This is a genomic window from Limimaricola variabilis (assembly GCF_034371605.1).
GTDB lineage: Bacteria > Pseudomonadota > Alphaproteobacteria > Rhodobacterales > Rhodobacteraceae > Limimaricola > Limimaricola variabilis.
Window position 1 is genome coordinate 1,027,490 of sequence record NZ_CP139691.1, and the last position, 25,410, is coordinate 1,052,899.

Sequence of the window (25,410 nt, forward strand, 5' to 3'; positions counted from 1 at the left end):
CGAGCGACATGAATTTCACCCGTGCGGATTTTCCCGAAGGGTTCCTGTTCGGGGCGGCCACGGCCGCCTACCAGATCGAGGGACACGGCTTTGGCGGTGCCGGCCCGACCCACTGGGACAGCTTTTCCAAGGGCCCCGGCAACGTGGTGCGCGGCGAGGACGGGGCCGTGGCCTGCGACCACTACCACCGCTACGAGGCGGATCTGGACCTGCTGCAGGCGGGGGGCTTCGACGCCTATCGGTTCTCGACCTCCTGGGCCCGGGTGATGCCGGATGGTCGGACGGTGAACCCCGAGGGGCTCGACTTCTACGACCGGCTGGTCGACGCGACGCTGGAGCGCGGGCTGAAACCCTTCCAGACGCTCTATCACTGGGAGCTGCCCTCGGCGCTCGCCGATCGCGGCGGCTGGGCCAATCGCGACACCGCGCTGGCCTTCGCCGATTTCAGCGAGGTGATCAGCGCCCGGATCGGCGATCGCGTCGCCTCAACCGCCACGATCAACGAGCCTTGGTGCGTGGCCTGGCTGTCCCATTACCTCGGCCATCATGCGCCGGGCCTGCGCGACATTCGCGCCGCCGCGCGGGCGATGCACCATATCCTGCTGGCGCATGGCCTCGCGGTGGAAAGGCTGCGCGGCATGGGACGCAAAGAGCTGGGCATCGTGCTCAACTTCGAGCGCGCCCTGCCCGCCTCCGAGAAAGCCGCGGATGTCCGCGCTGCCGATCTGCAGGACCAGATCTACAACCGTTGGTTCCTCGAGGCGATCGCCCATGGGCGCTACCCCGAAGGCGCGCTCGAAGGCCTCGCGCCGCACATGCCCCAAGGCTGGCAGGACGACATGCGGCTGATCGCACAGCCGATCGACTGGGTCGGCGTGAATTACTACACCCGGTCGCTGATCGCCGCCGCGCCCGAGACGCCCTGGCCGTCGCTGACCGCCGTCGAAGGGCCGCTGCCCAAGACCCAGATGGGGTGGGAGATCTACCCTGAGGGGCTGCATCATTTCCTGCTGCGGGCGCGGGACGCGCTCGGCCTGCCCGTCCACGTCACCGAGAACGGCATGGCATGGGCCGACCGGCTCGAGGATGGGAGGGTCGCCGATGCCGAGCGGCAGGGTTTCGTCGCCGATCACCTCGCCGCGGCCCGTCGTGCCATCGCCGATGGCGTCGACCTGCGCAGCTTCTTCTACTGGTCGCTTCTGGACAATTACGAATGGGCCTTCGGCTACGAAAAGCGCTTCGGCCTCGTCCATGTCGATTTCGAAACACTGGAGCGGACCCCCAAGGCATCGTATCACGCCCTGAAATCCGCCATCACCCGCTGATCCCCGAGGAGCCGCCATGCACCCCGACAACGCCTATTCCCTGGTCGCCGATATCGGCGGCACCAACACCCGCGTGGCGCTGGCACGCGGGCTGGAGATCCGTGAAGACACGATCCGGCGCTATTCCAACGCCGAATATCCCGGCCTCGAATCCGTGCTGCGCCGCTTCATCGCCGAGGAAGGCGAGGTCGACTGCATCGGCGCATGCGTCGCCGTGGCGGGGCCGGTCCGCGACGGCCGGGCGACGATGACCAATCTCGACTGGACCATCGACAAGACGACGCTGGTCCGCGCCACCGGGGCCGAGCACGTCGCCATCCTCAACGACCTGCAGGCCCAGGGCCACGCGCTGGGCCATGTGGCCGAGGCCAACATCCGCGAGATCATCCCCTTCCCGGAGGCATCCCCCCACGCCGCCAAGCTGGTGATCGGCGTCGGCACCGGCTTCAACGCGACGCCGGTCTTCGACACCGAGGACGGTCGTTACGTGACGCCGTCGGAATCGGGTCACGTGAACCTGCCGGTCAACAGCGAGGCCGATCTGCGGCTGGCACAGTTCGTCTCGACCGCGCATGGCTTTCCGGCGGTCGAGGACGTGTTGTCGGGCCGCGGGCTGGAACGGGTCTATGCCTGGCTCGGCACCGAGGCCGGCGCGCCGGTCGAGAAATCGGCGGCGGCGATCATGCAAGGCTGCGCCGATCGCAGTGATCCGCGCGCCGTCGAGGCCGCGCGCGTCTTCGTGCGGATGCTGGGCGTCACGGCCGGAAACCTCGCCCTGATCCAGCTGCCCTTCGGTGGTGTCTATCTGGTCGGCGGCGTCTCGCGCGCCATCGCGCCCTATCTGCGCGAATTCGGCTTCGCGGAGGCGTTCCGCGACAAGGGGCGTTTCGCAGGCTTCATGGGCAATTTCGGCGTGGCGGTGATCGAGGACGATTATGCCGCCCTGATCGGCTGTGCGGCCCACCTGAACGGATTGATCCTGCCCGGTACGGCGAGCTGAGCCGCCCCTGCCCCGGTGCCTGAACGGCACTGGGGCTACCCTCGCAGCCCAGCAATGTGCCGCCTCGATCTTGGCCTCAGCAGGCAATCCGCGTCTGCACCGTCGTGGCCAGGTCGGTCAGCGAGAACGGCTTCGGCAGGAACACCGAGTTCGGAATCTCGGCCTGCTGCTCGGCGAAGGTGTCCTCGGCATAGCCTGAGACGAACACCACCTGAGTGTCGGGCCGCTCGACCAGCGCCTCGCGCACCCAGGTTGGCCCATCCTTGCCCGGCATGATGACGTCGGTGACAAAGATGTCCACTTTCAACGCCGGGTCGGACAGGATCGACAGCGCGGCGTCGGCGTCCTCGGCCTCGATCACGGTCAGCCCCCGCAGCCGAAGCGCCCGCGCCGCGAAGGCGCGCACCGGGGCCTCGTCCTCGACCAGAAGGACCACCCCGTCGCTGCGGCGGGTGATGGGTTTGGGGGGCTCGGGAGTGGTGGTGCCGACGCTCTCGGGCGCGGCATCGCGTCCCGGCAGCAGCAGGGTGAAGCAGCTTCCGCGCTCTGGCTCACTGTCGACGAAGATGTAGCCGCCGCTCTGCTTCACGATGCCATAGGCGGTCGAGAGGCCGAGCCCCGTGCCCTCGCCCGGGCGCTTCGTGGTGTAGAAGGGCTCGAACACCTTGGGCAGCTTCTCGGCCGGGATACCGCAACCCTGGTCGGTTACCCGGATCCGCACCCATAGTCCGGCCGGCACGACTGCCCGATCGCGTTCGAGCGGTCGTTCGAGATCGAAATTGTCCGTCTCGACCTGGATCTCGCCCCCCTCGGGCATGGCATCGCGAGCATTGACCACGAGGTTCATCACCACCTGTTCGAGATGGCGCCGGTCGGCGCGGACCTGGCACAGATCCGGGTCATGGTTGAGCGAAAGCACCACTTTCTCCCCCACCAGCCGATTGAGCAGATGTGTCAGGTCGGAGAGCGTGTCGCGCAGGTCGATCTGTTCGAACATCAGGTTCTGCTTGCGCGAATAGGCAAGAAGCTGGCCGACGAGGCTGGCGGCGCGATTGGCGTTCTGGTGGATCTGGATCAGGTCGCCATAATCCTGATCGTCCTTGTCATGGCGCAGCAGCAACAGGTCGCAATGCCCCGAGATGGCGGTGAGCAGGTTGTTGAAATCATGCGCGACGCCACCGGCGAGCTGGCCGATCGCCTGCATTTTCTGGGCCTGTACGAACTGCGCTTCGAGCGACTTGTACTCGGTCGCGTCGTGCAGCACCGCGACCAGACACCCCTCCTCGTCCGGCTCACCCAGAGTGACCTGCAGCACCCGGTCCTGCTGGGGTCCGCGCCCCTTGAGAAATTGCGGGCCCGGAACGGCCCGCCCCTCCGCCGCCTCGGCGAGCCAGTCGATGAGCGGACGCCCCAGCCCCTCGAGAAGGTCCGACAGCCTTGCCCCGGGCTCCGCTGCCGGCAGCAGCGTCCGTGCGGCCCGGTTCGCGCCAAGCAGCTGTCCCTGCCGATCCAGCCGCAGCAGCGGGACCGGCAGGATCTCGACCTCGCTCCAACCGGCGCCGCCGGAGCGCGCGGGCGACAGCGGTGGCAGCAGGTAGATCTCCCTCCGGCCGCCCGCCGCAGGAATCTCGGCCACCAGCGTATCGACGGGGCCGGAGACGCCGTTCACCTGTTGCACCTGCCCCGGTGCGACCGGCAACCGCTCGAACACCGCCTCGAGCGTACGGGCCCGGCCGCCGATCAGCGCCCGGCAGGCCTCGTTCATGTACAGGATCGTGCCCGACGGCCCGGCCGTGAGCATCGGCAGGCCGAGAGCGTCGGCGGCGCGTCCGGTGCCCGGACGCTCGGACAGATCCTCGACCCGCCACAGATACGTCCCTGCGCCCAGCCCGCTGACGGTGATGCGCAGATGGCCCCTGCGGGTCGCCACCATGTCCTGCGCCGAGCCTTCACGCATCGCCCTCTGGCGCAGCCGGGTCAGCGTGCGGCCGGGCGCCGCGAAATGCTGCGAGAGCGCGGTCGTCAGGCTGCCGCCGCGCCCGCCGAAACGCTGCGCCGCGGCCGGATTGCAGTCGAGGATCACACCCTGCGCATCGCTCAGGAAGCCGGGGACCATGTCCGGCCCGAGGATGCGCTGCCCGAGCCGGACCATCTGACGGCGCCGCCGCAGCCGATCGAGTCGTCGCAGCGCGAACATCGCGGCGACGCAGGCCAGCGTCGAGCCGACCAGCAACAGCGACAGCGCCATGTAACCGTCAGGCGTGAGCGCCGCTCCGGCCAACGACAGCGTCGCCGCGCCCAGGATCGAAGCCAATTGCCCCGGGCTCGGTAGGGCCACGCCCTCGTCGGACATGCCCGCCGGCAGATCGATTTCGACCACCTCACCCTCCTCGGATGCCAATGCATCCAGAAGGGGCCAAAATGCCTAACGCCCGGTAAAGAGCTAAGTGGGGGTTCGTTCGAACCGCGCGAGGAAGAACCCGTCGCCGCCGGGCCCAGGCAGCCATTGGGCGCGATCGGCCAGCCGCCAGCCGGGATTGCGACGCAGGAATGCCTCTGCCTGCGCGTCGTTCTCGGCGCGCAGCACCGAACAGGTCGCGTAGGCGAGGACGCCATCGGCGGCCACCGACACCGCCGCCTGATCGAGAATTTCTGCCTGCAGGTCGACCAGCGCCGCCAGCCCCGCCGGGTCGAGCCGCCATTTGCCTTCGGGGTCGCGCCGCCAGGTGCCGCTGCCGGAACAGGGCGCGTCGACCAGCACGAGATCGGCCTTTCGCTTGCCCACCCGCTCGATCACGTCGATGCGCACCCCGGCGCGCTCTGCCCGGGCCGGTATGTCGCGCATTCGGGTCGGGTTGGCGTCATGTGCCGCAACTTCGATCCGCGCCCGCGCAGCCAGCGCCAGCGCCTTGCCGCCGCCGCCCGCGCAGAAGTCGAGCACGCGCTGCCCGTCGCGCAGCGGCAGTCGCAGCATCGCCGCCTGCGAGGCGGCGTCCTGCAACTCCACGAGGCCATCGGCATAGGCGCGGCTCCGCGCCACGGCACGGCCGCCGGACACCACGCGCAGCGCGCCTGCGACGTCAGGATGGGCCACCGCCTCGACCCCATCGGCCGCGAGGCTCGCGATTGCCGCTGCCTGATCACCCCGACGGGGATTGACCCGCAGGAAAACCGGCGCTCGGTCGCGCAACGCCTGCGCCGCGTCCGGCCCGGCTTCGCCCAGATCCTCGAGGAAGCAGTCCCAGAGCCAGTCCGGCAGATCATGCGCCACGGCCGGCGCCGCCGGCTCGGTGGACAGGTGCATTTCATCTGCATCGAGCGACACCGGGGCGTGGTCGCGCCCGGTGAACAGTGTCTCCGGCTCGACCCCGTGCTGGCGCAGCAGGCCGATCATGATGCCACGTCCGGTTTCGGCGCCACCCGCATGCGCAGCGGACCGGCGGCGACGCCAGCCGTCGAAGACATGGTCGCGCACCGCCGCGCGGTCCTTCGACCCCGCGAAGCGGCTTGCGCGCGACCAGCGCAGCAACGCCTTCTCGACCGGCATCCCCGACAGGCAGTCATCGAGCACGCCGATGGCAGCGGCGACCCGCGCCGCCGGGGTCATGGAAGCCTCTCCGCCACCCGCCTCACCCGATCCGGTAGTTCGGGCTCTCGCGGGTGATCTGCACGTCGTGCACGTGGCTTTCCTTGAGGCCGGCGCCGGTAATCTTCACGAAGTTGCAGTTGCCGCGCATCGAGTCGACCGTCGGATGGCCGGTATAGCCCATCGCCGCGCGCAGGCCGCCGACCAGCTGGTGAATCACCGCTGCTGCCGTGCCCTTGTAGGGCACCTGCCCCTCGATGCCCTCGGGCACCAGCTTGTCGGAGGCCGCGTCCTTCTGAAAGTAGCGGTCGGCCGAGCCACGGGCCATGGCGCCGAGGCTGCCCATGCCACGATAGGATTTGAAGGTCCGGCCCTGGTAGAGGATCACCTCGCCCGGGCTTTCGTCGGTGCCTGCGATCATCGAGCCGACCATGGCGCAGGAGGCGCCCGCGGCGATCGCCTTGGCGAAATCGCCCGAGAACTTGATGCCGCCATCGGCGATCACCGGCACGTCGCCGGCGGCCTGCGCGCAATCCATGATCGCGGTGAGCTGCGGCACGCCGACGCCGGCCACCATCCGCGTGGTGCAGATCGAGCCGGGCCCGATGCCGACCTTGACCGCGTCCGCGCCGGCGCCGATCAGCGCGCGCGTCGCCTCGCCGGTCGCGACGTTGCCGGCGATCACCTGCACGTCGCCCGCCTCGCGCTTGAGCCGCTCGACCGCCTTGGCCACGCCCTCGGAATGGCCATGCGCGGTGTCGATCACCACGATGTCGACGCCGGCATCGACCAGCGCCATGGAGCGCTCGAACCCTGCATCGCCCACGGTCGAGGCGGCGGCGGCGCGCAGACGGCCGAGCCGGTCCTTGCAGGCCGAGGGGTTGAGCACCGCCTGCTCGCTGTCCTTGAGCGTCAGGAGACCGGTCAGGCGGCCCTCCTTGTCGGTGACGAGCAGCTTCTCGATCCGGCGCTCCTTCATCAGGTTGCGCGCCACGTCGAGATCGGCGGGCTCGGTCAGCATGGCGAGGTTGTCGGCGGTCATCATCGCCTTGACCGGGGTCGCGTCATCGGCGGCGAAACGCATGTCGCGGTTGGTGACGATGCCGACCACGCGGCCTTCGCCATCGACCACCGGGAAGCCGGTGATGGAGTATTGCTCCATCAGCTTGCGCGCGTCGGCCAGCGTCTGCTCGGGGCGCAGCGTGATCGGGTTGTAGACCGTGCCCGAGACGAAACGCTTGACCTGACGGATCTGCTCGGCCTGCTCGTCGACGGTGAAGTTGCGGTGCACCACGCCGATGCCGCCCGACTGGGCCATGCAGATCGCCATGCGCGCCTCGGTCACGGTGTCCATCGCGCTCGACAGGAGCGGGATGTTCATCGCGATCTCGCGCGTCACCTTGGTGCGTGTGTCGGCCGTGGACGGCAGGACGCTCGATGCTGCGGGAACCAGCAGGACGTCATCGAAGGTCAGAGCCTCGCGAATCTCCATCGGGACCACTCCTTTGGGATGCTTCGTTTGGCACGTCCCTATCGCACCGATCTTCCCGGGGGGAAAGGGAGAAAGCGGCGCGTCGCTTTGGCGTCGCCACCTGCCGCCCGCGCACCCTTTCCCTCGGGGCGCAATCGCCTATGGTCCGCGCAAACGACCGCCGCCCTCGAAAGGCCCGCCATGACCCAGGACCCGCTCGTCATCTTCACCCCCTCGGGCAAGCGCGGCCGGGTGCCCGCCGGCACCACCGTGCTGACCGCCGCGCGCCGCCTTGGCGTCGATCTCGACAGCGTCTGCGGCGGGCGCGGCATCTGCTCCAAGTGCCAGGTCAGCCCCGGCAAGGGTCGGTTCGACAAGCATGGCGTGACCGTGGCCGAGGATGCGCTGAGCGGCATCAACGCTGTCGAAGAGCGCTATGACCGGATCCGCGGGCTCAAGCCCGGGCGCCGCCTCGGCTGCCAGGCGCAGATCTGCTCTGACGTGGTGCTCGACGTGCCGCCCGAGAGCCAGGTGCACCGGCAGGTGGTGCGCAAGAACGCCGATGCCCGCCCGATCGAGATGGACCCGGCGACGCGGCGCTACTTCGTCTCGGTGCCCGAGCCCGACATGCACGAGCCGCGCGGCGACCTGGAGCGCCTGATCGAGGCGCTGGCGGGGCAATGGCGGATCGAGGGCGCGACGGCCGCCCCCGCCGTGCTGGCCAAATTGCAGCAGGCGCTCAGGAAGGGCGAATGGGAGGTGACGCTCGCCGTGCATCAGGGCGCGGAGACGGAGCCACCGCGCATCGTCGATCTCTGGCCGGGCTTTCGCGACGCGCCGCTCTGGGGGCTTGCCATCGATCTCGGCTCGACCACCATCGCCGCGCATCTGACCTCGCTCGAGGATGGCCATGTCGAGGCCTCGGCCGGAATCATGAACCCGCAGATCCGGTTCGGCGAAGACCTGATGAGCCGGGTCAGCTACTCGATGATGAACGAGGGCGGCGCCGCCGAGATGACCACGGCGGTCCGCGCGGCCATCGACGATCTGGCGCGCGGGCTGGCCGAAGAGGCGGGCATCGAACCGCGCGACATCGTCGAGGCGGTATTCGTATGCAACCCGGTGATGCACCACCTGCTGCTGGGCATCGACCCGGTCGAGCTGGGCCAGGCGCCCTTCGCGCTGGCCACCTCCGACGCGGTGTCCCTGCCCGCCCGCGATCTCGACCTCGGGGCGATCAATGCGGGCGCGCAGGTCTACGCGCTGCCCTGCATCGCCGGCCATGTCGGCGCCGATGCGGCGGCGGTGGCGCTGTCGGAACGGCCGGACCAGTCGGACGATCTGGTGCTGATCGTCGATGTCGGCACCAATGCCGAGCTGTTGCTTGGTGACCGGGCCCGGGTGCTGGCCTGCTCCTCGCCCACCGGTCCGGCCTTCGAGGGCGCGCAGATCTCGAGCGGGCAGCGCGCCGCGCCGGGCGCGATCGAAGCGATCCGCATCGACCCCGAGACCAAGGCGCCGCGCTTCCGCGTGATCGGCTGCGACAAGTGGTCCGACGAGGACGGCTTCTGGGAGGCGGTCGGACCGGGCGGCGTCACCGGTATCTGCGGCTCGGGCATCATCGAGGCGGTGGCCGAGATGCGCATCGCGGGTCTCGTCGACGCGCGCGGCCTGATCGGCTCGGCCGAGCAGACCGGCACCAACCGGATGATCGCCGAAGGCCGGACCCATGCCTATCTGATCCATGACGGCGCGGAGGCGGGCGGGCCGCGCATCACCGTGACCCAAGGCGACATCCGCGCGATTCAGCTCGCCAAGTCGGCGCTTTATGCGGGCGCGCGGTTGCTGATGGACGAGCGCGGCGTCGAGGCGGTCGACCGGGTGGTGCTGGCCGGGGCCTTCGGCGCGCATATCAGCCCCAAGCACGCCCTCGTGCTGGGGATGATTCCCGACGTGCCGGTCGAACGCGTGACCAGCGCGGGCAACGCCGCCGGGACCGGGGCGCGGATCGCGCTGTGTTCGCGCGCGGCGCGGCGCGAGGTCGAGGTGCTGGTCCGCGAGATCACCAAGGTCGAGACCGCGATCGAGCCGCGTTTCCAGGAGCATTTCGTCGCCGCCAACGCCATCCCGCATGCCACCGCGCCCTTTGCCGGGCTGCGCGCGACACAGCCCCTGCCGGAGCCTTCCTTCAACGCCAATGGCGGCGGCGAGGGCAGTGGCGGGCGCCGGCGGCGGCGGGCGCGCGACTGAGCGATCGCCGCTTGACGAGGGCGGTCGGCGCGGCTACCTCGGGGCCAGAGCGCGCGGGTATGGTGAAAAGGTATCACGAAAGCTTCCCAAGCTTCAGTTACGGGTTCGATTCCCGTTACCCGCTCCATCCCCTCCCGCCTGCATATATCCGAGGGGAAACCAGACATGGCCGATATCAAGCGCATCGAATCCAACGCCCGCATGAGCGCGGCGGTTGTCCATAACGGCATCGCCTACCTTGCCGGTCAGATCGGCACGCCGGGCAACGACGCCCGCACCCAGACCCGCGAAATCCTGGCCGAGATCGACCGGCTGCTCGGCCTCGCCGGCACCGACAAGACCAAGCTGCTGACCGCGCAGATCTGGCTGTCCGACATGGCGTTCTTCGCCGACATGAACGCCGAGTGGGAGCCCTGGGTCGCCGAGGGCTGTGCCCCGGCCCGCTGGACCGGCGAAGCCAAGCTCGCCACGCCCGAGCACCTCGTCGAAATCATCGTCACCGCCGCGATCTGACACGTCGCCCGTCCCGCGCCCACCAGCCGGCGCGGGACGAGCTTTGACAGGGCGCTTCGCTTCTGCACGAGAAAAAGGGGCGGCACGCTTTGGCGGCCGCCCCTTTTTCGTTGCCTCGCAGGGCGCTCAGGCGCCCTTCTGCGGTCAGGCGCCGTTGGCGCGCAGGAAGCCCACCAGCTGTGCGGTGGAGCCATCCTTGTCGTCGGCGCTCCGCTCTCCGTCGACGATCGGCTGCAGCGCGGTCGCGAGCTCCTTGCCCAGTTCCACGCCCCACTGGTCGTAGGAGTTGATGCCCAAGACCACGCCTTCGACGAAGACCCGGTGCTCGTACAACGCGATGATCTTGCCCAGCGTCTCGGGATCGAGCTTGGGATAGGCCAGCGTGGTCGAGGGGCGGTTGCCCGGGAACACGCGATGCTTGGCCTGACGCTCCAGCTCCGCGCCTTCGAACTTGCCCGCGACCTTGCCGCGTGCCTCGTCGAGATCGCGGCCCTTCATCAGCGCCTCGGACTGCGCGAGGCAGTTGGCGATCAGCAGGCGGTGCTGGTGCTCCAGCCCCTCCTCGTGCCCCTCGGCGGCGACGAGGAACTCGCAAGGCACAACCCGCGTGCCCTGGTGGATCAGCTGGTAGAAGGCGTGCTGGCCGTTGGTGCCGGGCTCGCCCCAGACCACCGGGCCGCTCTCGTAGCCGAGATCCTCGCCATCCATCGAGACCCGCTTGCCGTTGCTCTCCATCTCAAGCTGCTGGAGATAGGCGGGCAGACGCGCAAGGCGGTTGTCATAGGGCAGCACGGCGCGGGTCGCGTGGCCCAGCACCTGGTTGTGCCAGATCCCGACCAGCGCCAGCATCGCCGGCATGTTTTCCTGCCAGGAGGCAGCACGGAAATGCGTGTCCATTGCCTGACCGCCGCGCAGGAAGGCGCGGAATGCCTCCGGCCCGATGCCGATCATCAGCGACAGCCCGATCGGGCCCCACATCGAGTAGCGCCCGCCGACCCAGTCGGCAAAGCCGAAGACACGGTCCGGCGCGATGCCGAAATCGGCGGTCTTGTCGGCGGCGGTCGACAGCGCGGCGAATTGCGCGCCGGTATCGGAGACCACCTCGCCCATCCACGCCTTGGCGGTCCGGGCGTTGGTCATCGTCTCGATGGTGGTGAAGGTCTTCGAGGCGACGATCACCAGCGTCGTCGCCGGGTCGCAGGCCGAGAGCGTGTCGTGAATGTCGGCCGGGTCGACATTCGAGACGAAATGCAGCCGCGGCCCGTCGTGATAGGGCCTGAGCGCGATCGCGGCCATGGCCGGCCCGAGATCCGAGCCGCCGATGCCGATGTTGATCACGTCGGTGATCGCGCCGCCCTGCCCTTGGTACTCGCCCGAGCGCACGGCGCGGGCAAAGCCCTCCATGCGCTCCAGCGTGTCGAGCACCTCGGGCATCACGTCCTGCCCCTCCACCGTCACCGCCGCGCCGTCGAGGTTGCGCAGGGCGGTGTGCAGCACGGCGCGGCCTTCGGTCTCGTTGATCGGCGTGCCCGAGAACATCGCCTCGCGGCGGCCCGCCACGTCTCGCGAGTCCAAGAGCGCGATCAGCGCGTCGCGGGTCTCGGCGTCGATGTTGGTCTTGGCGTAGTCGAACAACATGCCCAGCGCGCTGACCGAGAAGTCGCGCGCGCGGTTCGGGTCCTCGAACAGCGTTTCGATCCGGCGCTCGGCAATGGCCGCGCGCCTGCTCTTCAGATCATCCCACATCTCAGCTCTCCGCCCAATGCACGGTCGCGCCCTTGAGGACGGCTGCCACCGGCGCCTCCTCGGGGCTCAGCCCCTGCGCTTTTTCCAACGCGGCGCGCTTCTCGGCGCCGATGATCACGATATGGCGGCGCATCGCGTCGTTCAGCACCTTGGCCGACAGCGTGATGCGCGGCTCGGGGGCGCCGGGCGCGCGCATCGCCACCAGCGTCGCGTCGCCGTTGAGCGCCGCGTCGAGCTGGTCGGCGCCGGGAAAGATCGAGGCGGTGTGCATGTCGGCGCCCATGCCGAGCAGCACCACCGACAGCGGCAGATGCGGCGCCAGCGCCTCCTGCAGCGCGTCGAGCTTTTCCTCGGGACGCTCGGCCGGGGCGTAGAGCGGCAGGTAATGCGCGGCCGCCGCGGCGCCGGTGAACAGCCGCCGCTTGAGCAGGCCGGTGTTCGACCGCTCGCTGTCCTCGGGCACCCAACGCTCGTCTGTGAGCATCACGTGCACCTTGTCCCAGTCGAGCCCGATCGCCGAGAGCGTGTCAAAGATCGGCCCCGGCGTGGTGCCGCCGGGCACCGCGAGGCTGGCACGTCCATCGGCGGCGATCGCCGCGCGCAGCTCACTCGCCAACCGGTCGGCGAGGTCGATCATCATCATCTCGGAATCGGCGTATTCGACGAATTCCATCGCGGGTTCCTTTCGGTCTCTCGGGGCCTCAGCCCTTGATCTCGCGCCAGCGGCGGCCGTCACGATGCATCAGCATCATCGCGTCCTCAGGCCCGGCGCTGCCGGCGTCATAGAGCTTGGGCACGTCGTTGCGCGCCTCCCAGCCCTCGATGATCGGGTCGGTCCAGGCCCAGGCGGCCTCGACCTCGTCGCCGCGCATGAACAGCGTCTGGTTGCCACGGATCACATCCATGATCAGCCGCTCATAGGCGTCGGGCGCGTCCTGGTCGGGGCCCAGCGCGTCGGCGAAAGTCATGTCGAGCGGCACGTCGACGAGGCGCATGCCACCCGGGCCCGGCTCCTTGATCGTCACCTGCAGATCCATCCCCTCATTCGGCTGCAGCCGGATCGACAGGATGTTGCGATGCCGGGCGGTGTCGCCCTCGAAGATGGTATGGCCGAGATCCTTGAAGACCACGGCGATCTCGGAGGAGCGCGCCTTCATGCGCTTGCCGGTGCGGATGTAGAACGGCACCTTGGCCCAGCGCCAGTTGGCAATGTGGCACTTGAGCGCGAGGAAGCTCTCGGTGAAGCTGCGCGGGTTCTCGGCATCCTCGCGATAGGAGGGGCCCTCGGCGGAAGCCTCGTATTGGCCGCGCACGATCTGGTGTGGCTCCACGGGCTGCAGCGCGCGGATCACCTTGAGCTTCTCGTCGCGCACGGTGTCCGCATCGTAGATCGAGGGCGGCTCCATCGCGATCAGGCACAGCAGCTGCATCAGGTGGTTCTGCACCATGTCGCGCATCGCGCCCGACTTGTCATAGTAGCTGCCGCGTCCGGTGACGCCCACGGTCTCGGCCACGGTGATCTGGATGTGGTCGATGTAATGCGAGTTCCAGAGCGGCTCGAACAGCACGTTGCCGAAGCGCACGGCCATCAGGTTCTGAACCGTTTCCTTGCCGAGATAATGGTCGATCCGGTAGATCTGGCTCTCGTCGAAATGCTCGGCCAGCGTCGCGTTGAGCGCCTTGGCGGAGGCGAGGTCGCGGCCGAAGGGCTTTTCGACCACGATCCGGCTCGAGGCGTCGGCGATGCCGTGCTGGTGCAGCCGCTCGGCCAGCGCACCGAAGAGCGAGGGCGCGACCGAGAAGTAGAAAGCCCGGATCACGCCGTCGCGCATCAGATCGCGCAGCTGGTGCCAGCCGCCCTCGCCTGTGGCGTCGATCGCGACGTAGTGCAGCCGCTCGACGAAGGCGTCGATGCCCGCCGTGTCCTGCTTTTCCTCGGAGCCGAACTCGGCGATCGCCTCGCGGATCATCTGCCGGTAGCCCGCATCGTCCATCTCGGAACGCGCGGCCCCGATGATGCGCGCCTCGGCCGGCATCTGGCCGGAGCGGAAGCGGCGGAACAGGCCCGGCAGGATCTTGCGCCGGGCGAGGTCGCCGGTGCCGCCGAAAATGACGAGGTCGAAGCTGTCGACCGGGATGACGCGCGATACCATGGCTGTCTCCGTCTGGGCGGCCGCTGAGGCCGTGCAGTTAGCGCTAACGCCGCCCTCTTAACGGCGGCTTCGCGCGCAGTCTAGGCATCGGCGTCGACACCGCAACCCGATCGGCCCTTCGGCGGGTTCAGGCTTCGAGTTCGGCATCCCAGTAGAGGTAGTCGACCCAGCTCGCATGGAGATGGTTCGGGGGGAAGCGGCGGCCGCTGTCGCGCAGCTCCTCCGCACCCGGGCGGCGCGGCGGCCGCTTGAGGCTCAGCCCCGACTGGCGCAGGCTTTTGGATCCCTTGCGCAAATTGCAGCGCGCGCAGGCGGCGACGACGTTTTCCCAGCTCGTCACCCCGCCCCGCGCCCGCGGGATCACGTGGTCGAAGGTCAGATCCCCGCGCGCGCCGCAGTACTGGCAGCAGAAACCGTCCCTCAAAAAAAGATTGAAGCGCGTGAATGCCACGCGCTTCTGGGGTTTGACGAAATCTCTGAGGACCACGACCGAGGGTATTCGGATCACCGTGGAGGGCGAATGCACCACCGCGTCGTATTCGGCGACGATGTCGACCCGGTCGAGGAACACGGCCTTGATCGCTTCCTGCCACGGCCACAATGACAGCGGGTAGTAGGAGAGCGGCCGGAAATCCGCGTTGAGCACCAGCGCCGGATGCTGCCGGAGTGCAACGGGATCGCGCACGAACTCGGTTCTGAAATCGCCTTGCATGATGAGTCCGTCCTCACTCTCGCAGCCCGTGCCGGACGACCAGAGCGGGAGCCCCGCTCCTGCCGTATCTCGACTATATATGGCGGCTCGAGTCTGACAAGTCTCAAGGTCGTGGTGCCGCCGCGATCAGCATGACCGCGCCGGGTGACAGCGATATGACGAAGACGGGGCGCGGACGCCCGGTTTTCAGGCGATGCCGAGACGTTCGCGCATGAAGGCCAGCGCCACTTCGAGCCCGTCGGGGGCGATTCCATGCGCCGTGCCCTTCATCACATGCGCGTATAGATCGGTCCAACCGGCCTCCTGCAGCGCCTGCGCGGCCTCGGGCAGCGATTGCGGCGGCACCACCTCATCCATGTCGCCATGTACCAGCAGGATCGGCAGCCGATTCTGCACCTCGTCGGCCAGAAGCTCGGGCTCGAGCAACCGCCCCGAGAAGGCCACCAGACCGGCGATCGGATCCTCGCGACGCGGCAGCACGTGCAGCGCCATCATCGTGCCCTGGGAGAAGCCCACGACCATCACCTGCTCGGGCAGCAGGTCCTCGTCGACCATGACGCCATCGAGAAAGGCGTTGAGATCCTCGGCGGCGCGCTGGAGGCCCTGGCGGCTCTCCTCCTCGCTCGATCCATCGATCCACGGGATCGGGAACCACTGGAAGCCCATCGGCGCGCCGATGCAGGCCTCAGGCGCGTCGGGCGCGAGAAACAGCGTGTCCGGCATGTGCTCGGCCAGCGGCTCGGCCAGCCCCAGCAGGTCGGCACCGTTGGCGCCGTAGCCATGCAGGAAAATCACGGCCGAGCGCATCTCGCCGCTGAGCGGCTCCACCCGGCCCGATTGCAATGCGCGCGTCATAGGATTCCTTCCCTGCCCTTCACGTGGTGGTAGTATTCCCACAGCCCCCGCGCCGCAACCGCGCGCCAGGGCGACCATTGCAGGGCAATCTCGCGCAGCGCGCGCTCCTTGGGACGCTCCTCGAGGCCCAGCAAATGCCGCGCCCCCTCCTGCAGTGCCAGATCGCCCGGCGCGAAGACATCCGCCCTCCCCAGCGCGAACATGGCATAGATCTCGGCGGTCCAGACACCGACGCCGGTGACGGCGGTGAGGGTCGAGACGACCTCTTGCGTCGGCGCGCGCCGTAATCCGTCAAAATCGATTCCCGACGCCGCCAAGGCCCGCAGGTAGCGCATCTTCTGGCGGGACAGGCCGCAGGCGCGCAGTGCCTCGTCCTCGGCAGTGGCGATGGTCTCCGGCCGCATCAGGTCGGCCGCCTCCAGCCGCCCACGGATCGCGCGGGCCGAGGCGGTCGAAACCTGCTGGCTGACGATCGCCGAGGCGAGCTGCGAAAAGCCATCGGGCGTGCGGCGCAGCGGCAGCGGCCCCGTGATCTCCAAAAGCCGCCCGAAATGATCGGTGTTGGCCGCGAGCCAGGCCGCGCCCTCGGCCACGTCCTCCTCATGCGTGATGATCCGTTCCGTCACAGCCCCTCCGCCCATTGCAATGCCGCCTCCACCGTCTCGACCACGCGTGCCCCTTCGGGCGGCGGCGGCCGGTCGAGCAGCACCACCTTCACCCCCAGCGCCCGCGCCGCGTCGAGCTTGGCCCGGCCGTCCTCGCCGCCCGAATCCTTGGTCGCCAGCACGTCCACGCCCATCAGCGACAGCAGCGCCGTCTCGTCCGCGAGGGTAAAGGGCGGGCGCGAGACCACCCATTGCCCCTCCTCGAAGGGAAACGGCCCCGGCGCCGGATCGATCCTGCGACACAGCACCCGCCGCCCCTCGAGCCCGGCAAAGGCCGCGAGCCGTTGCGGTCCCGTGGCGAGAAAGACGGTCGCTCCGCGCGGCACATGGGTCGCAAGATCCGCCTCGCGCGCGATCCGGGTCCAGTCGTCGCCGGGCCCCGGCGTCCATCCGGGCCGCCGCACGAGCAGATACGGCACGCCATCCTCGCGGCAGATCCGGGCGGTGCGCGCCGTGATGTGTTCGGCGAAGGGATGCGTGGCGTCGATCACGGCGGTGATGCCATGGTCGCGCAGCGCCGTGCGGAACCCCTCCTCACCGCCGAAGCCACCCGTCCGCACCGGCACGCCCGGATCGAGCGGCCGCCGCGTGCGGCCTGCCAGCGAGGCTAGGACCGGCAGGCGCCGCGCAGCGAGACCGGTCGCGATCTCGCGCCCTTCGCGCGTGCCGGCGAGCACGAGCAGCGTCACGAGGCGCGGCCCAATATTGCGCCCGCCCGGTCGATCACCACCACGTCGAAGCGGATCCGGCTGCCGTCATGGGCCGTGCCGAACCGCTCAGTCACCCGCGCAAGCGCCGTCTCGGCGACACATTGGCCGAGCTCCGGCGCGAGACGCGATGCCTCCAGCGCGGTGTTGGCCTCCGCGATGCCCGGCACCCCCGCCAGCTCGGCCAGCGCCGCGAAATCGACCTGACTGCGCGAGGAATGCAGGTCCACCGCGCCTTGCGCGAGCTTGGTGATCTTGCCGATCCCGCCGCCGATGGTGACGCGGGGCACCGGGTGCTTCGTCAAGTATTTCAGCATCCCCCCCGCGAAATCCCCCATGTCGAGCATCGCGTGATCGGGCAGGCCGTGCAGCGATTGGACGACTTTTTCGGAGGTCGCGCCGGTGCAGCCCGCCACATGGCCGAGCCCCGCGGCCCGCGCGACATCGACGCCGCGCTGGATCGAGGCGATCCAGGCCGCGCAGGAAAACGGACGCACGATGCCGGTGGTGCCGAGGATCGACAGCCCGCCGGTGATGCCCAGGCGCGGGTTCCATGTCCGCGCCGCCAGCTCCGCTCCGCCGGGCACGGAGATGGTGATCTCGATATCCGGCGCGCGGGCCTGTTCGGCGGCCAGCTCGGCCACGACCTCCTCCATCATCGCGCGGGGCACCGGGTTGATCGCGGGCTCGCCCGGCGGAATCGGGAGGCCAGGCCTCGTTACCATTCCCACGCCCTCGCCCGCTTGGAAGGTCACGCCGCCCGGCGCGCCGCGCACCCGCGCGACGATCAGCGCGCCATGGGTCACGTCCGGGTCGTCCCCGGCATCCTTGATGATCCCCGCCTCGGCCCAGCCCTCGCCCTCGGCGCGGTGGGTCACGGCAAAAACAGGCGTTTCGCCGCGTGGAAGCGTAATCGAAACCTGCTCCGGCCAATCGCCGCCCCATAGCCGGATCAGCGCCGCACGCGTGGCGGCGGCGGCGCAGGCACCGGTGGTCCAGCCGCGTCGAAGGGGGGCGGTCTCGCTCATGAAGGCGACATTAGGCGGGCGCGATGGGGGTGGAAAGCGCATCCGGGGTTTCCACGCGCCCGGCGCGCGGCAATAACGATCCCATGACCGACTCGATCTCCCTCCCCGATCACCAGTGGCCCACTCTCGAACCAGGCTGGGTCTGGCTTTGCGGCGCGGGACCTGGCGATCCGGGCCTGCTGACCCTGCACGCGCTCAACGCGCTGCGTCAGGCCGACGCCATCGTCTATGACGCGCTGGTGGATGAGCGCATCCTCGACTGGGCGCCCGAGGCCGAGAAGATCTATGCCGGCAAGCGCGGCGGCAAGCCGTCTGCCAAGCAGCGCGACATCTCGCTGCGTCTGGTCGAACTGGCGCAGGCCGGGCGCCGGGTGCTGCGGCTCAAGGGCGGCGATCCCTTCGTCTTCGGCCGCGGCGGCGAAGAGGCGCAGACGCTGGTGCAGCACGGGGTGCGGCTGCGGATCATCCCCGGCATCAGCGCCGGGATCGGCGGGCTCGCCTATGCTGGCATACCGGTCACCCATCGCGACGTGAACCAGTCGGTCACCTTCGTCACCGGCCACGACCAGTCAGGCGCCACCCCTTCCTCGCTCGACTGGGCGGCGATCTCGCGCGGCAGCCAGGTGATCGTGATCTACATGGGGATGAAGCATGCCGGCGCGATCGCAGGCGCCCTGCTCGCCGCCGGTCGCGATCCGGCGGAGCCGGTGGCGGTGGTCGCCGGCGCCACGACACCCGCGCAGCAGGTCCTCGAGACCCGCCTCGATCGCATGGCCGCAGACATCGCCGACAGCCGGCTGGAGCCGCCCGCGATCATCTGCATCGGCCGCGCCGCCCTGATGCGGCAGGTGCTCGACTGGCAGGATCAACTCGCAGGTGCGGCGCCGCGCGATCTCGACCCGCTGCGGCGCGGACGGCCCGCCGAGCAGGGCTGATGCCCGGCCTGCTGATCGCCGCACCCAGCTCGGGTGCGGGCAAGACCACGGTGACGCTCGGCCTGCTGCGGGCGCTGTCGCGGCGGGGTCTGGCGATCAGGGGTGCAAAATCCGGGCCCGACTATATCGATCCGCGATTTCACGCCGCCGCCTGCGGGGCGGAATGCGTCAATCTCGACGCCTGGGCGATGAGCGAGGACCGGCTGCGGGCGCTGGCCGCCGGGCCGGAAACGCTCGTGGTCGAAGGGGCGATGGGCCTGTTCGACGGCGCCCCGCCCCACGGGCGCGGTGCCTGCGCCGATCTCGCGCGGCTACTGGGGTTGCCTGTGCTGCTCGTCGTCGATGCCGCGCGGATGGCGCAGTCGGTCGCGCCGCTTGTGGCAGGTTTCGCGCGGTTCGACCCGGAAGTGCGAATCGGCGGTGTGGTCCTGAACCGCGTGGGCTCGCCTCGGCACGAGACAATGCTGCGCCGAGCCCTCGATGCGATCGGCATGCCGGTCCTCGGCGCCCTCCCGCGCACCGAAGGCATTGCACATCCCTCTCGGCATCTGGGGCTGGTGCAGGCCGAAGAGCGGCAGGATCTCGAGGCATTTCTCGATCGCGCTGCCGATCTGGTCGCGGCGCATATCGACCTCGATTCGGTTCTGGCGCTGGCCGCGCGCGCAGCGCCCCGCCGATCGGCCTCGGGCCCGCGCACGCCGCCTCCGGCGCAGCGCATCGCCCTCGCGCGCGATGCCGCCTTTGCCTTCGCCTATCCGCATCTGCTCGAGGATTGGCGAGCACAGGGCGCGGAGATTGCGACCTTTTCACCGCTGGCCGACGAGGTGGTCCCTGCGGCCGATCTGGTGCTTCTGCCGGGGGGGTATCCGGAGCTGCATGCCGGTCGGCTGGCAGCGGCGCAGAACTTCATGCAGAGCCTTCGTAGCGCCTCACATGTATCTAATATATATGGAGAATGCGGTGGATACATGACCCTCGGCGAGACCCTGACGGATGCCGAAGGCCATGCGCACCGGATGGCCGGCCTGCTCGACCTCGCGACCTCGTTCGAGCGGCGGCGACTGCATCTGGGGTACCGCAGGGTGGAGACCAGTCACGGTCCTTTCGCCGGCTGCTGGGCGGCGCATGAGTTCCACTATGCCACGACCCTCTCGGCCAAGGGGACACCGCTCTTCGAGGCGGTCGATGCCGAGGGCATGGCCTTGCCGCCGATGGGGCTTCGTCGCGACCGGGTCTGCGGCTCCTTCGCGCATCTGATCGACCGGGCGTGACAGCAGCGCGCCGGGAAGTTACCGGTATTGCATGACATCAGCACCCATCACCGACGACCGTCGCGCCCGCCGCAACACCGCGATCCTCGCCGCCGCGCAGGCGATCCTGGGGGCGCAGATGCCGATCTTGTTCGTGATCGGTGGGCTGGTCGGCGCGGAACTCTCGCCCACCCCCTGCCTCGCCACCCTGCCGATCTCGCTCATCGTGTTCGGGTCGATGACCACGGCGCCCTGGCTCTCGCTACTGATGCAGCGGTGCGGACGGCGCGCGGGCTTCGTCATCGGCGGGCTTGCAGGCGCGCTGGGCGCGGCGCTCGCCATCGCCGGGCTTTTCGCGGGCTCCTTCGCGCTGCTGCTGCTCGGCTCCTATGTCACCGGCATCTACATGTCGGCGCAGGGCTTCTACCGTTTCGCGGCCGCCGACAGCGCCTCGGACGCGTTCCGACCCAAGGCGATCTCCTGGGTGATGGCAGGCGGCCTCGGCGCGGCGATCATCGGGCCGCAACTCAACAAGGTCGTGCTCGACGCCTTCGCGCTGCCCTTCCTCGGCAGCTACCTCGCGGTGATGCTGCTCAATCTCGGCGGACTGTTGCTGTTCCTCGGCCTCGATCTGCCGACGGGCAGCCCGACCGATCCACAGGTGGCGCCGTCTCCGGCCCGCTCCCGCCGGACGCTGCTGCGCGAGCCCGAGATCCTGGTGGCCATGCTGTGCGGCATGGTGGCCTTCGGCATGATGAACCTCGTGATGACCTCGACCCCGCTCGCGGTCGTCGGCATGGGTCACGGGCGCGATCATGCCAACGACATCGTCTCGGCGCATGTGCTGGCAATGTATCTGCCGTCCTTCTTCACCGGCCACCTGATCGCGCGGTTCGGCGCCTCGAACGTCGTCGCCGCCGGGTTGGCGCTGCTGGGCTTCGCGGCGCTCACCGGGCTGACGGGAACCGGCCTGCCGATGTTCTACGGCGATCTCGTCCTGCTCGGGCTGGGCTGGAACTTCGGCTTCATCGGCGCCACCGCGATGCTGACGGCCGCGCATCGGGCCGAGGAGCGCGGACTGGTCCAGGGGCTCAACGACATGGCGGTGTTCGGCTTCGTCACGCTCGCCTCGCTGTCCTCTGGCGGGCTGATGAACTGCTCGGGCGGGCTGCCGGCGCAGGGCTGGATCTCGGTCAACACGGCGGTCTTCCCGGCGCTGGCGCTGGCCGGCGGGGCGCTGTTCTGGCTGCGGCTGCGCCGTCGCCGGCTCGCTACCAACGCCCCGTAGCTGCCTTCAGCGCGAGACCGGCACTGGCCGTCGCCGGCCCCGGGGCGAGCCGCCCCTCGGCCACGCGGCGCGGCTCGGCCACTGCGCGTTTCAGCACCGCTTCGGCCTGCCAAGCGGCCCGCAGCGCGGGGATCGCCGTACCGGTGATCCGGGTGCCACGCGCCTGCTTGAGCGCATCGAGGCCGCGCCGCGCGAAGTCGCGCACCGCCTCCGGCCGCCCATCGACGAGGGGCCGCTTGTTGCGCTCCTCGAAACCCGGAATCGCCATCAGCCACAGCGCCACGCCATGTCCGAAACCGATCTGCCTGATCGCGGCCTCTTCGGCGTCTTGCGCGCCGAGTGCCTTGGCCGAAAGCCACATCAGCCCGCCCGCCGTGGCGTCGAGATGGGCATCGAGTGCAGCCTGATCCTCGAAGGGATCGGCGTAGATGTCCCAGCGCCGCGCCGCGACAAGCGCGTCGAGCGCAGCCTCGGGCAGATTCGCCTCGCGCGCGACCTGTGCGAGCGGCGTCGCCACCTCGTGGGCGCGCACCGGCCCGCCGCCCGCGATCTGCTCGACCACGTCGCGCCACCATTGCAGCCGCATCTCGGCGATCATCGGCTCCTTGGTGACGAAGGGCGCGCGCGCTACCTCGAGGTTGAAGGCGTAGAGCGGGAACAGCCTGGACCGCGCCGACACGGGCGCGGCCATGGCGGCGCGAAAGCGATCCGGATCGCCGCGCTGAACCAGCCCGGCGCAGGCCTCGACGCTCATGCGCGCCCCTCCGTCATCATTGCGAAACCTCGCATGCCGCGCCTCAGGCCCGCGCGACCGGCTTGGCGCCATCGCGCACCAGCTTCCAGCGTATCGCGTCGACCAGCGCGTCGAAGCTCGCATCGACGATGTTGGCCGAAACCCCGACCGTCGACCACCGCTCGCCTTGCCCGTCCTCGCTGTCGATGATGACCCGGGTGACGGCCTCGGTGCCGCCATCGGTGATCCGCACCTTGAAGTCGACCAGATGCATGTCGTCGATGATCGATTGATAGGGGCCGAGATCCTTGCCCAGCGCGCGGGACAGCGCGTTGACCGGGCCGCGGTCCGAGCCGTCCGGCCCGGCGCTCTCGGAGACGCTCATCACCTTTTCGCCGCCGATCTTCACCACGACCACCGCCTCGGAGAGCGAGACCATCTTGCCGCGCTTGTTGCGACGGCGCTCGACCGTGACGCGGTAGCGTTTGACCTCGAAGAAATCCGGCAGGCGGCCCAATTCGTCGAGCGCCAGAAGCTCGAAGCTGGCTTGCGCCGTGTCATAAGAATAGCCGCGCGATTCCTGCTCCTTGATGCGATCGAGGATGCGGGTCAGCGCCGGATCGCCCTTTTCCACCTCGATGCCGGCGCGGGACAGGCGCTCGCGCAGGTTCGACTGCCCGGCCTGGTTCGACATCGGCACGATGCGGCTGTTGCCGACGAGGGCGGGCTCGATGTGCTCGTAGGTGGAGGGATTCTTGACGATGGCCGAGGCGTGCAGCCCGGCCTTGTGCGCGAAGGCCGAGGCGCCGACATAGGGCGCCTGCTTCATCGGCACACGGTTGAGGATGTCGTCCAGGAGACGCGAGGCGCGGCGCAGCCCCTTGAGCGCGTCGAGCGTCACGCCGGTCTCGTAGCGCGAGGCGAAAGGCTCCTTGAGCAGCAGCGTCGGGATCAGCGTGGTCAGGTTGGCGTTGCCGCAGCGCTCGCCGAGCCCGTTCAGCGTGCCCTGGATCTGGCGCGCCCCAGCCTCGACCGCGGCGAGCGAACAGGCGACCGCCTGCCCGGTGTCGTCGTGGCAATGGATGCCCAGATGATCGCCCGGGATGCCGGCGGCGATCACGTCGCGGGTGATGGCCGCGATCTCATCGGGCATGGAGCCGCCATTGGTGTCACACAGCACGACCCAGCGCGCGCCGGCGTCATAGGCGGCGCGAATGGCGGCGAGGGTGTAGTCCGGGTTGGCCTTCCAGCCGTCGAAGAAATGCTCGGCATCGAACAGCGCCTCGCGGCCCTGCGCCACGATATGCGCGATCGACTCGCGGATGTTGTCGAGGTTCTCCTCCAGCGTGATGCCCAGCGCCGTAGTGACGTGGAAATCATGCGTCTTGCCGACGATGCAGACCGAAGGCGTGCCCGCGTTCAGCACCGCTGCCAGCACCTCGTCATTGGCGGCCGAGCGCCCGGCGCGCTTGGTCATGCCGAAGGCGGTGATCGGGGCGCGGGTGTCGGGCGCCACCTCGAAGAACTCGCTGTCGGTGGGGTTGGCACCCGGCCAGCCACCCTCGATCTGGTCGATGCCGAGCGCGTCGAGCGCCCGCGCGATCTGGATCTTCTCGCGGGTCGAGAACTGCACGCCCTGGGTCTGCTGCCCGTCACGCAGGGTGGTGTCGTAGAGATAGAGCCGGTCGGTCATGCCGTGCCCTCCAGCTTGGCGGCGTCGAAATCCGGCCCGGGCTGCCAGCTCGCCTGACCGCCCATGTCGGTCACCTGCACGCCGGCGGCGTTGAGAATGTCGCGGATCCGGTCGGCCTCGGCCCAGTCCTTGGCGGCGCGCGCCTCGGCGCGGCGGGTCAGCAAGGCGGTGACCTTGGCGTCGATCTCGGGTGCGATCTCGGGCGCGGCTTCGGCCCCGGCGAGATCGGCCAGGGCATCCCAATCCTCGATCAGCCCCATCAGTTCGAGCGCGGCGGCAAAGGGCACCAGCTTGGCCGGGGTGCGGGCCTGGGCCAGCACATGCATCCGCGCGATGGCGCCGGGGGTGTTGAGGTCATTGGCTAGCACGCCGAGGAACTCGGAATCCATCGCCCAGTCGCCAGCGGCCTTGAGGTCGGCCACCATCTTGGCGGTGAAGCCATGCGCATGCAGCACGCCATACCACTTGGCGAGCGTCGCCTCGGCTTCGAGACGCTTCTCCTCGGTCCAATCCATCGGCTTGCGATAATGGGTGCCAAGCATGACGAAGCGGATCACTTCGCCGGCGACGCCCCGATCGAGCAGATCGCGCACGGTGAAGAAGTTGCCCAGGGACTTGGACATCTTCTTGCCCTCTACCTGCAGCATCTCGTTATGCATCCAGATGCGGGCGAAATCGCCCCCCGGATGGGCGCAGGCCGATTGCGCGATCTCGTTCTCATGGTGGGGAAACTGCAGGTCGATGCCGCCGCCATGGATGTCGAAGCTCTCGCCGAAGAGCTGGTAGGCCATGGCCGAGCATTCGATGTGCCAGCCCGGACGGCCGCGCCCGACGCTCTTGCCGGCGATCACCGGGCCGTCCCAACCGGGCTCGTCGTCAGCCGAGGGCTTCCAGAGCACGAAATCCATCGGATCGCGCTTGTAGGGCGCGACCTCGACGCGGGCGCCGGCGATCATGTCCTCGACCGCGCGGCCCGACAGCGCGCCATAGGCCTGGTAGCTTGCCACCGAGAACATCACGTGCCCTTCGGCGGCATAGGCATGGCCCGAAAGCGCGAGGCGCTCGATCATCGCGACCATCTGGCCCACGTAGTCGGTGGCCCGCGGCTCGTGATCGGGGCGCAGCGCGCCCAGGCTGTCCATGTCCTGATGATACCACAGGATCGTCTCGTCGGTGATCTCGCGGATCGGCCGCCCGGTGGCGGCGGCGCGGGCGTTGATCTTGTCATCGACGTCGGTGAAGTTGCGGGCATAGGTCACGCGCTCGCGCCCATGGACCTCGCGCAGCAGCCGGTAGAGCAGATCGAAGACCAGAACCGGGCGCGCATTGCCCAGATGCGCCCGGTCATAGACCGTCGGCCCGCAGACATAGAGCCGGACATTCTCCGGATCGATCGGCGTGAACTCCACCTTGCGGCGGGTTTTGGTGTCGTGCAGGCGGATCGTCGTCATGTGGGCCTCGCAGGCGGTGACGCCGGCGGGCTGATCCTGTGTTCCATGG

General features: G+C 69.2%; 21 protein-coding genes and 1 tRNA gene. 8 read left to right on the top strand and 14 right to left on the bottom strand.

Annotated elements, in window-relative coordinates; translation table 11 throughout:
- The first annotated feature begins 8 nt into the window (after positions 1-8).
- Both T8T21_RS05045 and T8T21_RS05050 read left to right on the top strand, forming a co-directional pair.
- Positions 9-1,325 (top strand): GH1 family beta-glucosidase, encoded by a 1,317-nt coding sequence (locus T8T21_RS05045; RefSeq protein WP_322337049.1) that lies wholly within the window; start codon positions 9-11, stop codon positions 1,323-1,325.
- Between the two features lie 16 nt (positions 1,326-1,341).
- Positions 1,342-2,325, top strand: a complete 984-nt coding sequence (locus T8T21_RS05050) for a glucokinase (protein ID WP_322337050.1) — start codon at positions 1,342-1,344, stop codon at positions 2,323-2,325.
- Between the two features lie 76 nt (positions 2,326-2,401).
- Here T8T21_RS05050 and T8T21_RS05055 read toward each other — a convergent pair whose 3' ends face one another.
- The 3 genes from T8T21_RS05055 to guaB all read right to left on the bottom strand — a co-directional run bounded on the left by T8T21_RS05055 (position 2,402) and on the right by guaB (position 7,403).
- Positions 2,402-4,678 (bottom strand): ATP-binding response regulator, encoded by a 2,277-nt coding sequence (locus tag T8T21_RS05055; protein ID WP_322337455.1) that lies wholly within the window; start codon positions 4,676-4,678, stop codon positions 2,402-2,404.
- Between the two features lie 90 nt (positions 4,679-4,768).
- On the bottom strand, positions 4,769-5,932 hold the full coding sequence (locus T8T21_RS05060) for an RsmB/NOP family class I SAM-dependent RNA methyltransferase (RefSeq protein WP_322337051.1): 1,164 nt from the start codon (positions 5,930-5,932) through the stop codon (positions 4,769-4,771).
- 22 nt (positions 5,933-5,954) lie between these two features.
- A complete protein-coding gene (guaB, locus tag T8T21_RS05065; protein WP_322337052.1) occupies positions 5,955-7,403 on the bottom strand; it encodes an IMP dehydrogenase in 1,449 nt (482 codons plus the stop codon).
- A 180-nt stretch (positions 7,404-7,583) separates the two neighbouring features.
- On the opposite strand from guaB, the gene T8T21_RS05070 reads away from it, so the two are divergent.
- From T8T21_RS05070 to T8T21_RS05080, 3 genes are all read left to right on the top strand, one after another.
- Positions 7,584-9,632 (top strand): ASKHA domain-containing protein, encoded by a 2,049-nt coding sequence (locus T8T21_RS05070; RefSeq protein WP_322337053.1) that lies wholly within the window; start codon positions 7,584-7,586, stop codon positions 9,630-9,632.
- A 53-nt stretch (positions 9,633-9,685) separates the two neighbouring features.
- Positions 9,686-9,759 (top strand) — tRNA-Gly (locus T8T21_RS05075).
- 38 nt (positions 9,760-9,797) lie between these two features.
- Positions 9,798-10,145 carry a RidA family protein gene (locus tag T8T21_RS05080; protein WP_183469537.1) on the top strand — a complete coding sequence of 116 codons (348 nt, stop codon included), beginning with the start codon at positions 9,798-9,800 and terminating at the stop codon, positions 10,143-10,145.
- 144 nt (positions 10,146-10,289) lie between these two features.
- Here the strand turns inward: T8T21_RS05080 and pgi are convergent, their stop codons facing one another.
- The 8 genes from pgi to T8T21_RS05120 all read right to left on the bottom strand — a co-directional run bounded on the left by pgi (position 10,290) and on the right by T8T21_RS05120 (position 18,011).
- A complete protein-coding gene (pgi, locus tag T8T21_RS05085) occupies positions 10,290-11,891 on the bottom strand; it encodes a glucose-6-phosphate isomerase (protein WP_322337054.1) in 1,602 nt (533 codons plus the stop codon).
- Position 11,892: 1 nt separating this feature from the next.
- Positions 11,893-12,564 (bottom strand): 6-phosphogluconolactonase, encoded by a 672-nt coding sequence (pgl, locus tag T8T21_RS05090; protein WP_183469541.1) that lies wholly within the window; start codon positions 12,562-12,564, stop codon positions 11,893-11,895.
- Between the two features lie 28 nt (positions 12,565-12,592).
- Positions 12,593-14,044: a glucose-6-phosphate dehydrogenase gene (gene zwf, locus T8T21_RS05095; RefSeq protein WP_183469543.1), complete on the bottom strand. Its 1,452-nt coding sequence runs from the start codon at positions 14,042-14,044 to the stop codon at positions 12,593-12,595.
- 127 nt (positions 14,045-14,171) lie between these two features.
- Complete coding sequence (locus T8T21_RS05100; RefSeq protein WP_183469546.1) at positions 14,172-14,756, bottom strand: HNH endonuclease; 585 nt, start codon at positions 14,754-14,756, stop codon at positions 14,172-14,174.
- A gap of 186 nt (positions 14,757-14,942) precedes the next feature.
- Positions 14,943-15,611, bottom strand: coding sequence for an alpha/beta hydrolase (locus tag T8T21_RS05105; protein ID WP_183469548.1), 669 nt, complete (start codon positions 15,609-15,611; stop codon positions 14,943-14,945).
- On the bottom strand, positions 15,608-16,252 hold the full coding sequence (locus T8T21_RS05110; RefSeq protein ID WP_183469549.1) for a DNA-3-methyladenine glycosylase family protein: 645 nt from the start codon (positions 16,250-16,252) through the stop codon (positions 15,608-15,610). The genes T8T21_RS05105 and T8T21_RS05110 overlap by 4 nt, the downstream gene beginning before the upstream one ends.
- Positions 16,234-16,965, bottom strand: a complete 732-nt coding sequence (locus T8T21_RS05115; RefSeq protein WP_322337055.1) for a cobalt-precorrin-6A reductase — start codon at positions 16,963-16,965, stop codon at positions 16,234-16,236. The genes T8T21_RS05110 and T8T21_RS05115 overlap by 19 nt, the downstream gene beginning before the upstream one ends.
- Complete coding sequence (locus tag T8T21_RS05120) at positions 16,962-18,011, bottom strand: cobalt-precorrin-5B (C(1))-methyltransferase (protein WP_322337056.1); 1,050 nt, start codon at positions 18,009-18,011, stop codon at positions 16,962-16,964. Before T8T21_RS05120 ends, T8T21_RS05115 begins: the two co-directional genes overlap by 4 nt.
- 83 nt (positions 18,012-18,094) lie before the next feature.
- On the opposite strand from T8T21_RS05120, the gene cobA reads away from it, so the two are divergent.
- From cobA to T8T21_RS05135, 3 genes are read left to right on the top strand one after another with little or no spacing between them, the layout of a single operon-like run.
- Positions 18,095-18,946 (top strand): uroporphyrinogen-III C-methyltransferase, encoded by an 852-nt coding sequence (gene cobA / locus T8T21_RS05125; protein ID WP_322337057.1) that lies wholly within the window; start codon positions 18,095-18,097, stop codon positions 18,944-18,946.
- On the top strand, positions 18,946-20,217 hold the full coding sequence (locus tag T8T21_RS05130; protein WP_322337058.1) for a cobyrinate a,c-diamide synthase: 1,272 nt from the start codon (positions 18,946-18,948) through the stop codon (positions 20,215-20,217). The genes cobA and T8T21_RS05130 overlap by 1 nt, the downstream gene beginning before the upstream one ends.
- A gap of 31 nt (positions 20,218-20,248) precedes the next feature.
- A complete protein-coding gene (locus T8T21_RS05135) occupies positions 20,249-21,484 on the top strand; it encodes an MFS transporter (RefSeq protein ID WP_322337059.1) in 1,236 nt (411 codons plus the stop codon).
- Here the strand turns inward: T8T21_RS05135 and T8T21_RS05140 are convergent.
- From T8T21_RS05140 to cysS, 3 genes are read right to left on the bottom strand one after another with little or no spacing between them, the layout of a single operon-like run.
- Positions 21,468-22,238 (bottom strand): squalene/phytoene synthase family protein, encoded by a 771-nt coding sequence (locus tag T8T21_RS05140; protein WP_322337060.1) that lies wholly within the window; start codon positions 22,236-22,238, stop codon positions 21,468-21,470. The two genes, T8T21_RS05135 and T8T21_RS05140, sit on opposite strands and share 17 nt — an antisense overlap.
- Before the next feature lie 43 nt (positions 22,239-22,281).
- Complete coding sequence (gene cimA, locus T8T21_RS05145) at positions 22,282-23,910, bottom strand: citramalate synthase (protein WP_322337061.1); 1,629 nt, start codon at positions 23,908-23,910, stop codon at positions 22,282-22,284.
- Complete coding sequence (cysS, locus tag T8T21_RS05150) at positions 23,907-25,361, bottom strand: cysteine--tRNA ligase (RefSeq protein ID WP_322337062.1); 1,455 nt, start codon at positions 25,359-25,361, stop codon at positions 23,907-23,909. The genes cimA and cysS overlap by 4 nt, the downstream gene beginning before the upstream one ends.
- Between the last annotated feature and the right edge of the window lie 49 nt (positions 25,362-25,410).

Bases quoted from the DNA above. Each gene is read 5' to 3' on its own strand.
- T8T21_RS05045 (WP_322337049.1), top strand. From the start codon at position 9: ATGAATTTCACCCGTGCGGATTTTCCCGAAGGGTTCCTGTTCGGGGCG.
- T8T21_RS05050 (WP_322337050.1), top strand. From the start codon at position 1,342: ATGCACCCCGACAACGCCTATTCCCTGGTCGCCGATATCGGCGGCACC.
- T8T21_RS05055 (WP_322337455.1), bottom strand. From the start codon at position 4,678: ATGTCCGACGAGGGCGTGGCCCTACCGAGCCCGGGGCAATTGGCTTCG.
- T8T21_RS05060 (WP_322337051.1), bottom strand. From the start codon at position 5,932: ATGACCCCGGCGGCGCGGGTCGCCGCTGCCATCGGCGTGCTCGATGAC.
- guaB (WP_322337052.1), bottom strand. From the start codon at position 7,403: ATGGAGATTCGCGAGGCTCTGACCTTCGATGACGTCCTGCTGGTTCCC.
- T8T21_RS05070 (WP_322337053.1), top strand. From the start codon at position 7,584: ATGACCCAGGACCCGCTCGTCATCTTCACCCCCTCGGGCAAGCGCGGC.
- T8T21_RS05080 (WP_183469537.1), top strand. From the start codon at position 9,798: ATGGCCGATATCAAGCGCATCGAATCCAACGCCCGCATGAGCGCGGCG.
- pgi (WP_322337054.1), bottom strand. From the start codon at position 11,891: ATGTGGGATGATCTGAAGAGCAGGCGCGCGGCCATTGCCGAGCGCCGG.
- pgl (WP_183469541.1), bottom strand. From the start codon at position 12,564: ATGGAATTCGTCGAATACGCCGATTCCGAGATGATGATGATCGACCTC.
- zwf (WP_183469543.1), bottom strand. From the start codon at position 14,044: ATGGTATCGCGCGTCATCCCGGTCGACAGCTTCGACCTCGTCATTTTC.
- T8T21_RS05100 (WP_183469546.1), bottom strand. From the start codon at position 14,756: ATGCAAGGCGATTTCAGAACCGAGTTCGTGCGCGATCCCGTTGCACTC.
- T8T21_RS05105 (WP_183469548.1), bottom strand. From the start codon at position 15,611: ATGACGCGCGCATTGCAATCGGGCCGGGTGGAGCCGCTCAGCGGCGAG.
- T8T21_RS05110 (WP_183469549.1), bottom strand. From the start codon at position 16,252: ATGGGCGGAGGGGCTGTGACGGAACGGATCATCACGCATGAGGAGGAC.
- T8T21_RS05120 (WP_322337056.1), bottom strand. From the start codon at position 18,011: ATGAGCGAGACCGCCCCCCTTCGACGCGGCTGGACCACCGGTGCCTGC.
- cobA (WP_322337057.1), top strand. From the start codon at position 18,095: ATGACCGACTCGATCTCCCTCCCCGATCACCAGTGGCCCACTCTCGAA.
- T8T21_RS05130 (WP_322337058.1), top strand. From the start codon at position 18,946: ATGCCCGGCCTGCTGATCGCCGCACCCAGCTCGGGTGCGGGCAAGACC.
- T8T21_RS05135 (WP_322337059.1), top strand. From the start codon at position 20,249: ATGACATCAGCACCCATCACCGACGACCGTCGCGCCCGCCGCAACACC.
- T8T21_RS05140 (WP_322337060.1), bottom strand. From the start codon at position 22,238: ATGAGCGTCGAGGCCTGCGCCGGGCTGGTTCAGCGCGGCGATCCGGAT.
- cimA (WP_322337061.1), bottom strand. From the start codon at position 23,910: ATGACCGACCGGCTCTATCTCTACGACACCACCCTGCGTGACGGGCAG.
- cysS (WP_322337062.1), bottom strand. From the start codon at position 25,361: ATGACGACGATCCGCCTGCACGACACCAAAACCCGCCGCAAGGTGGAG.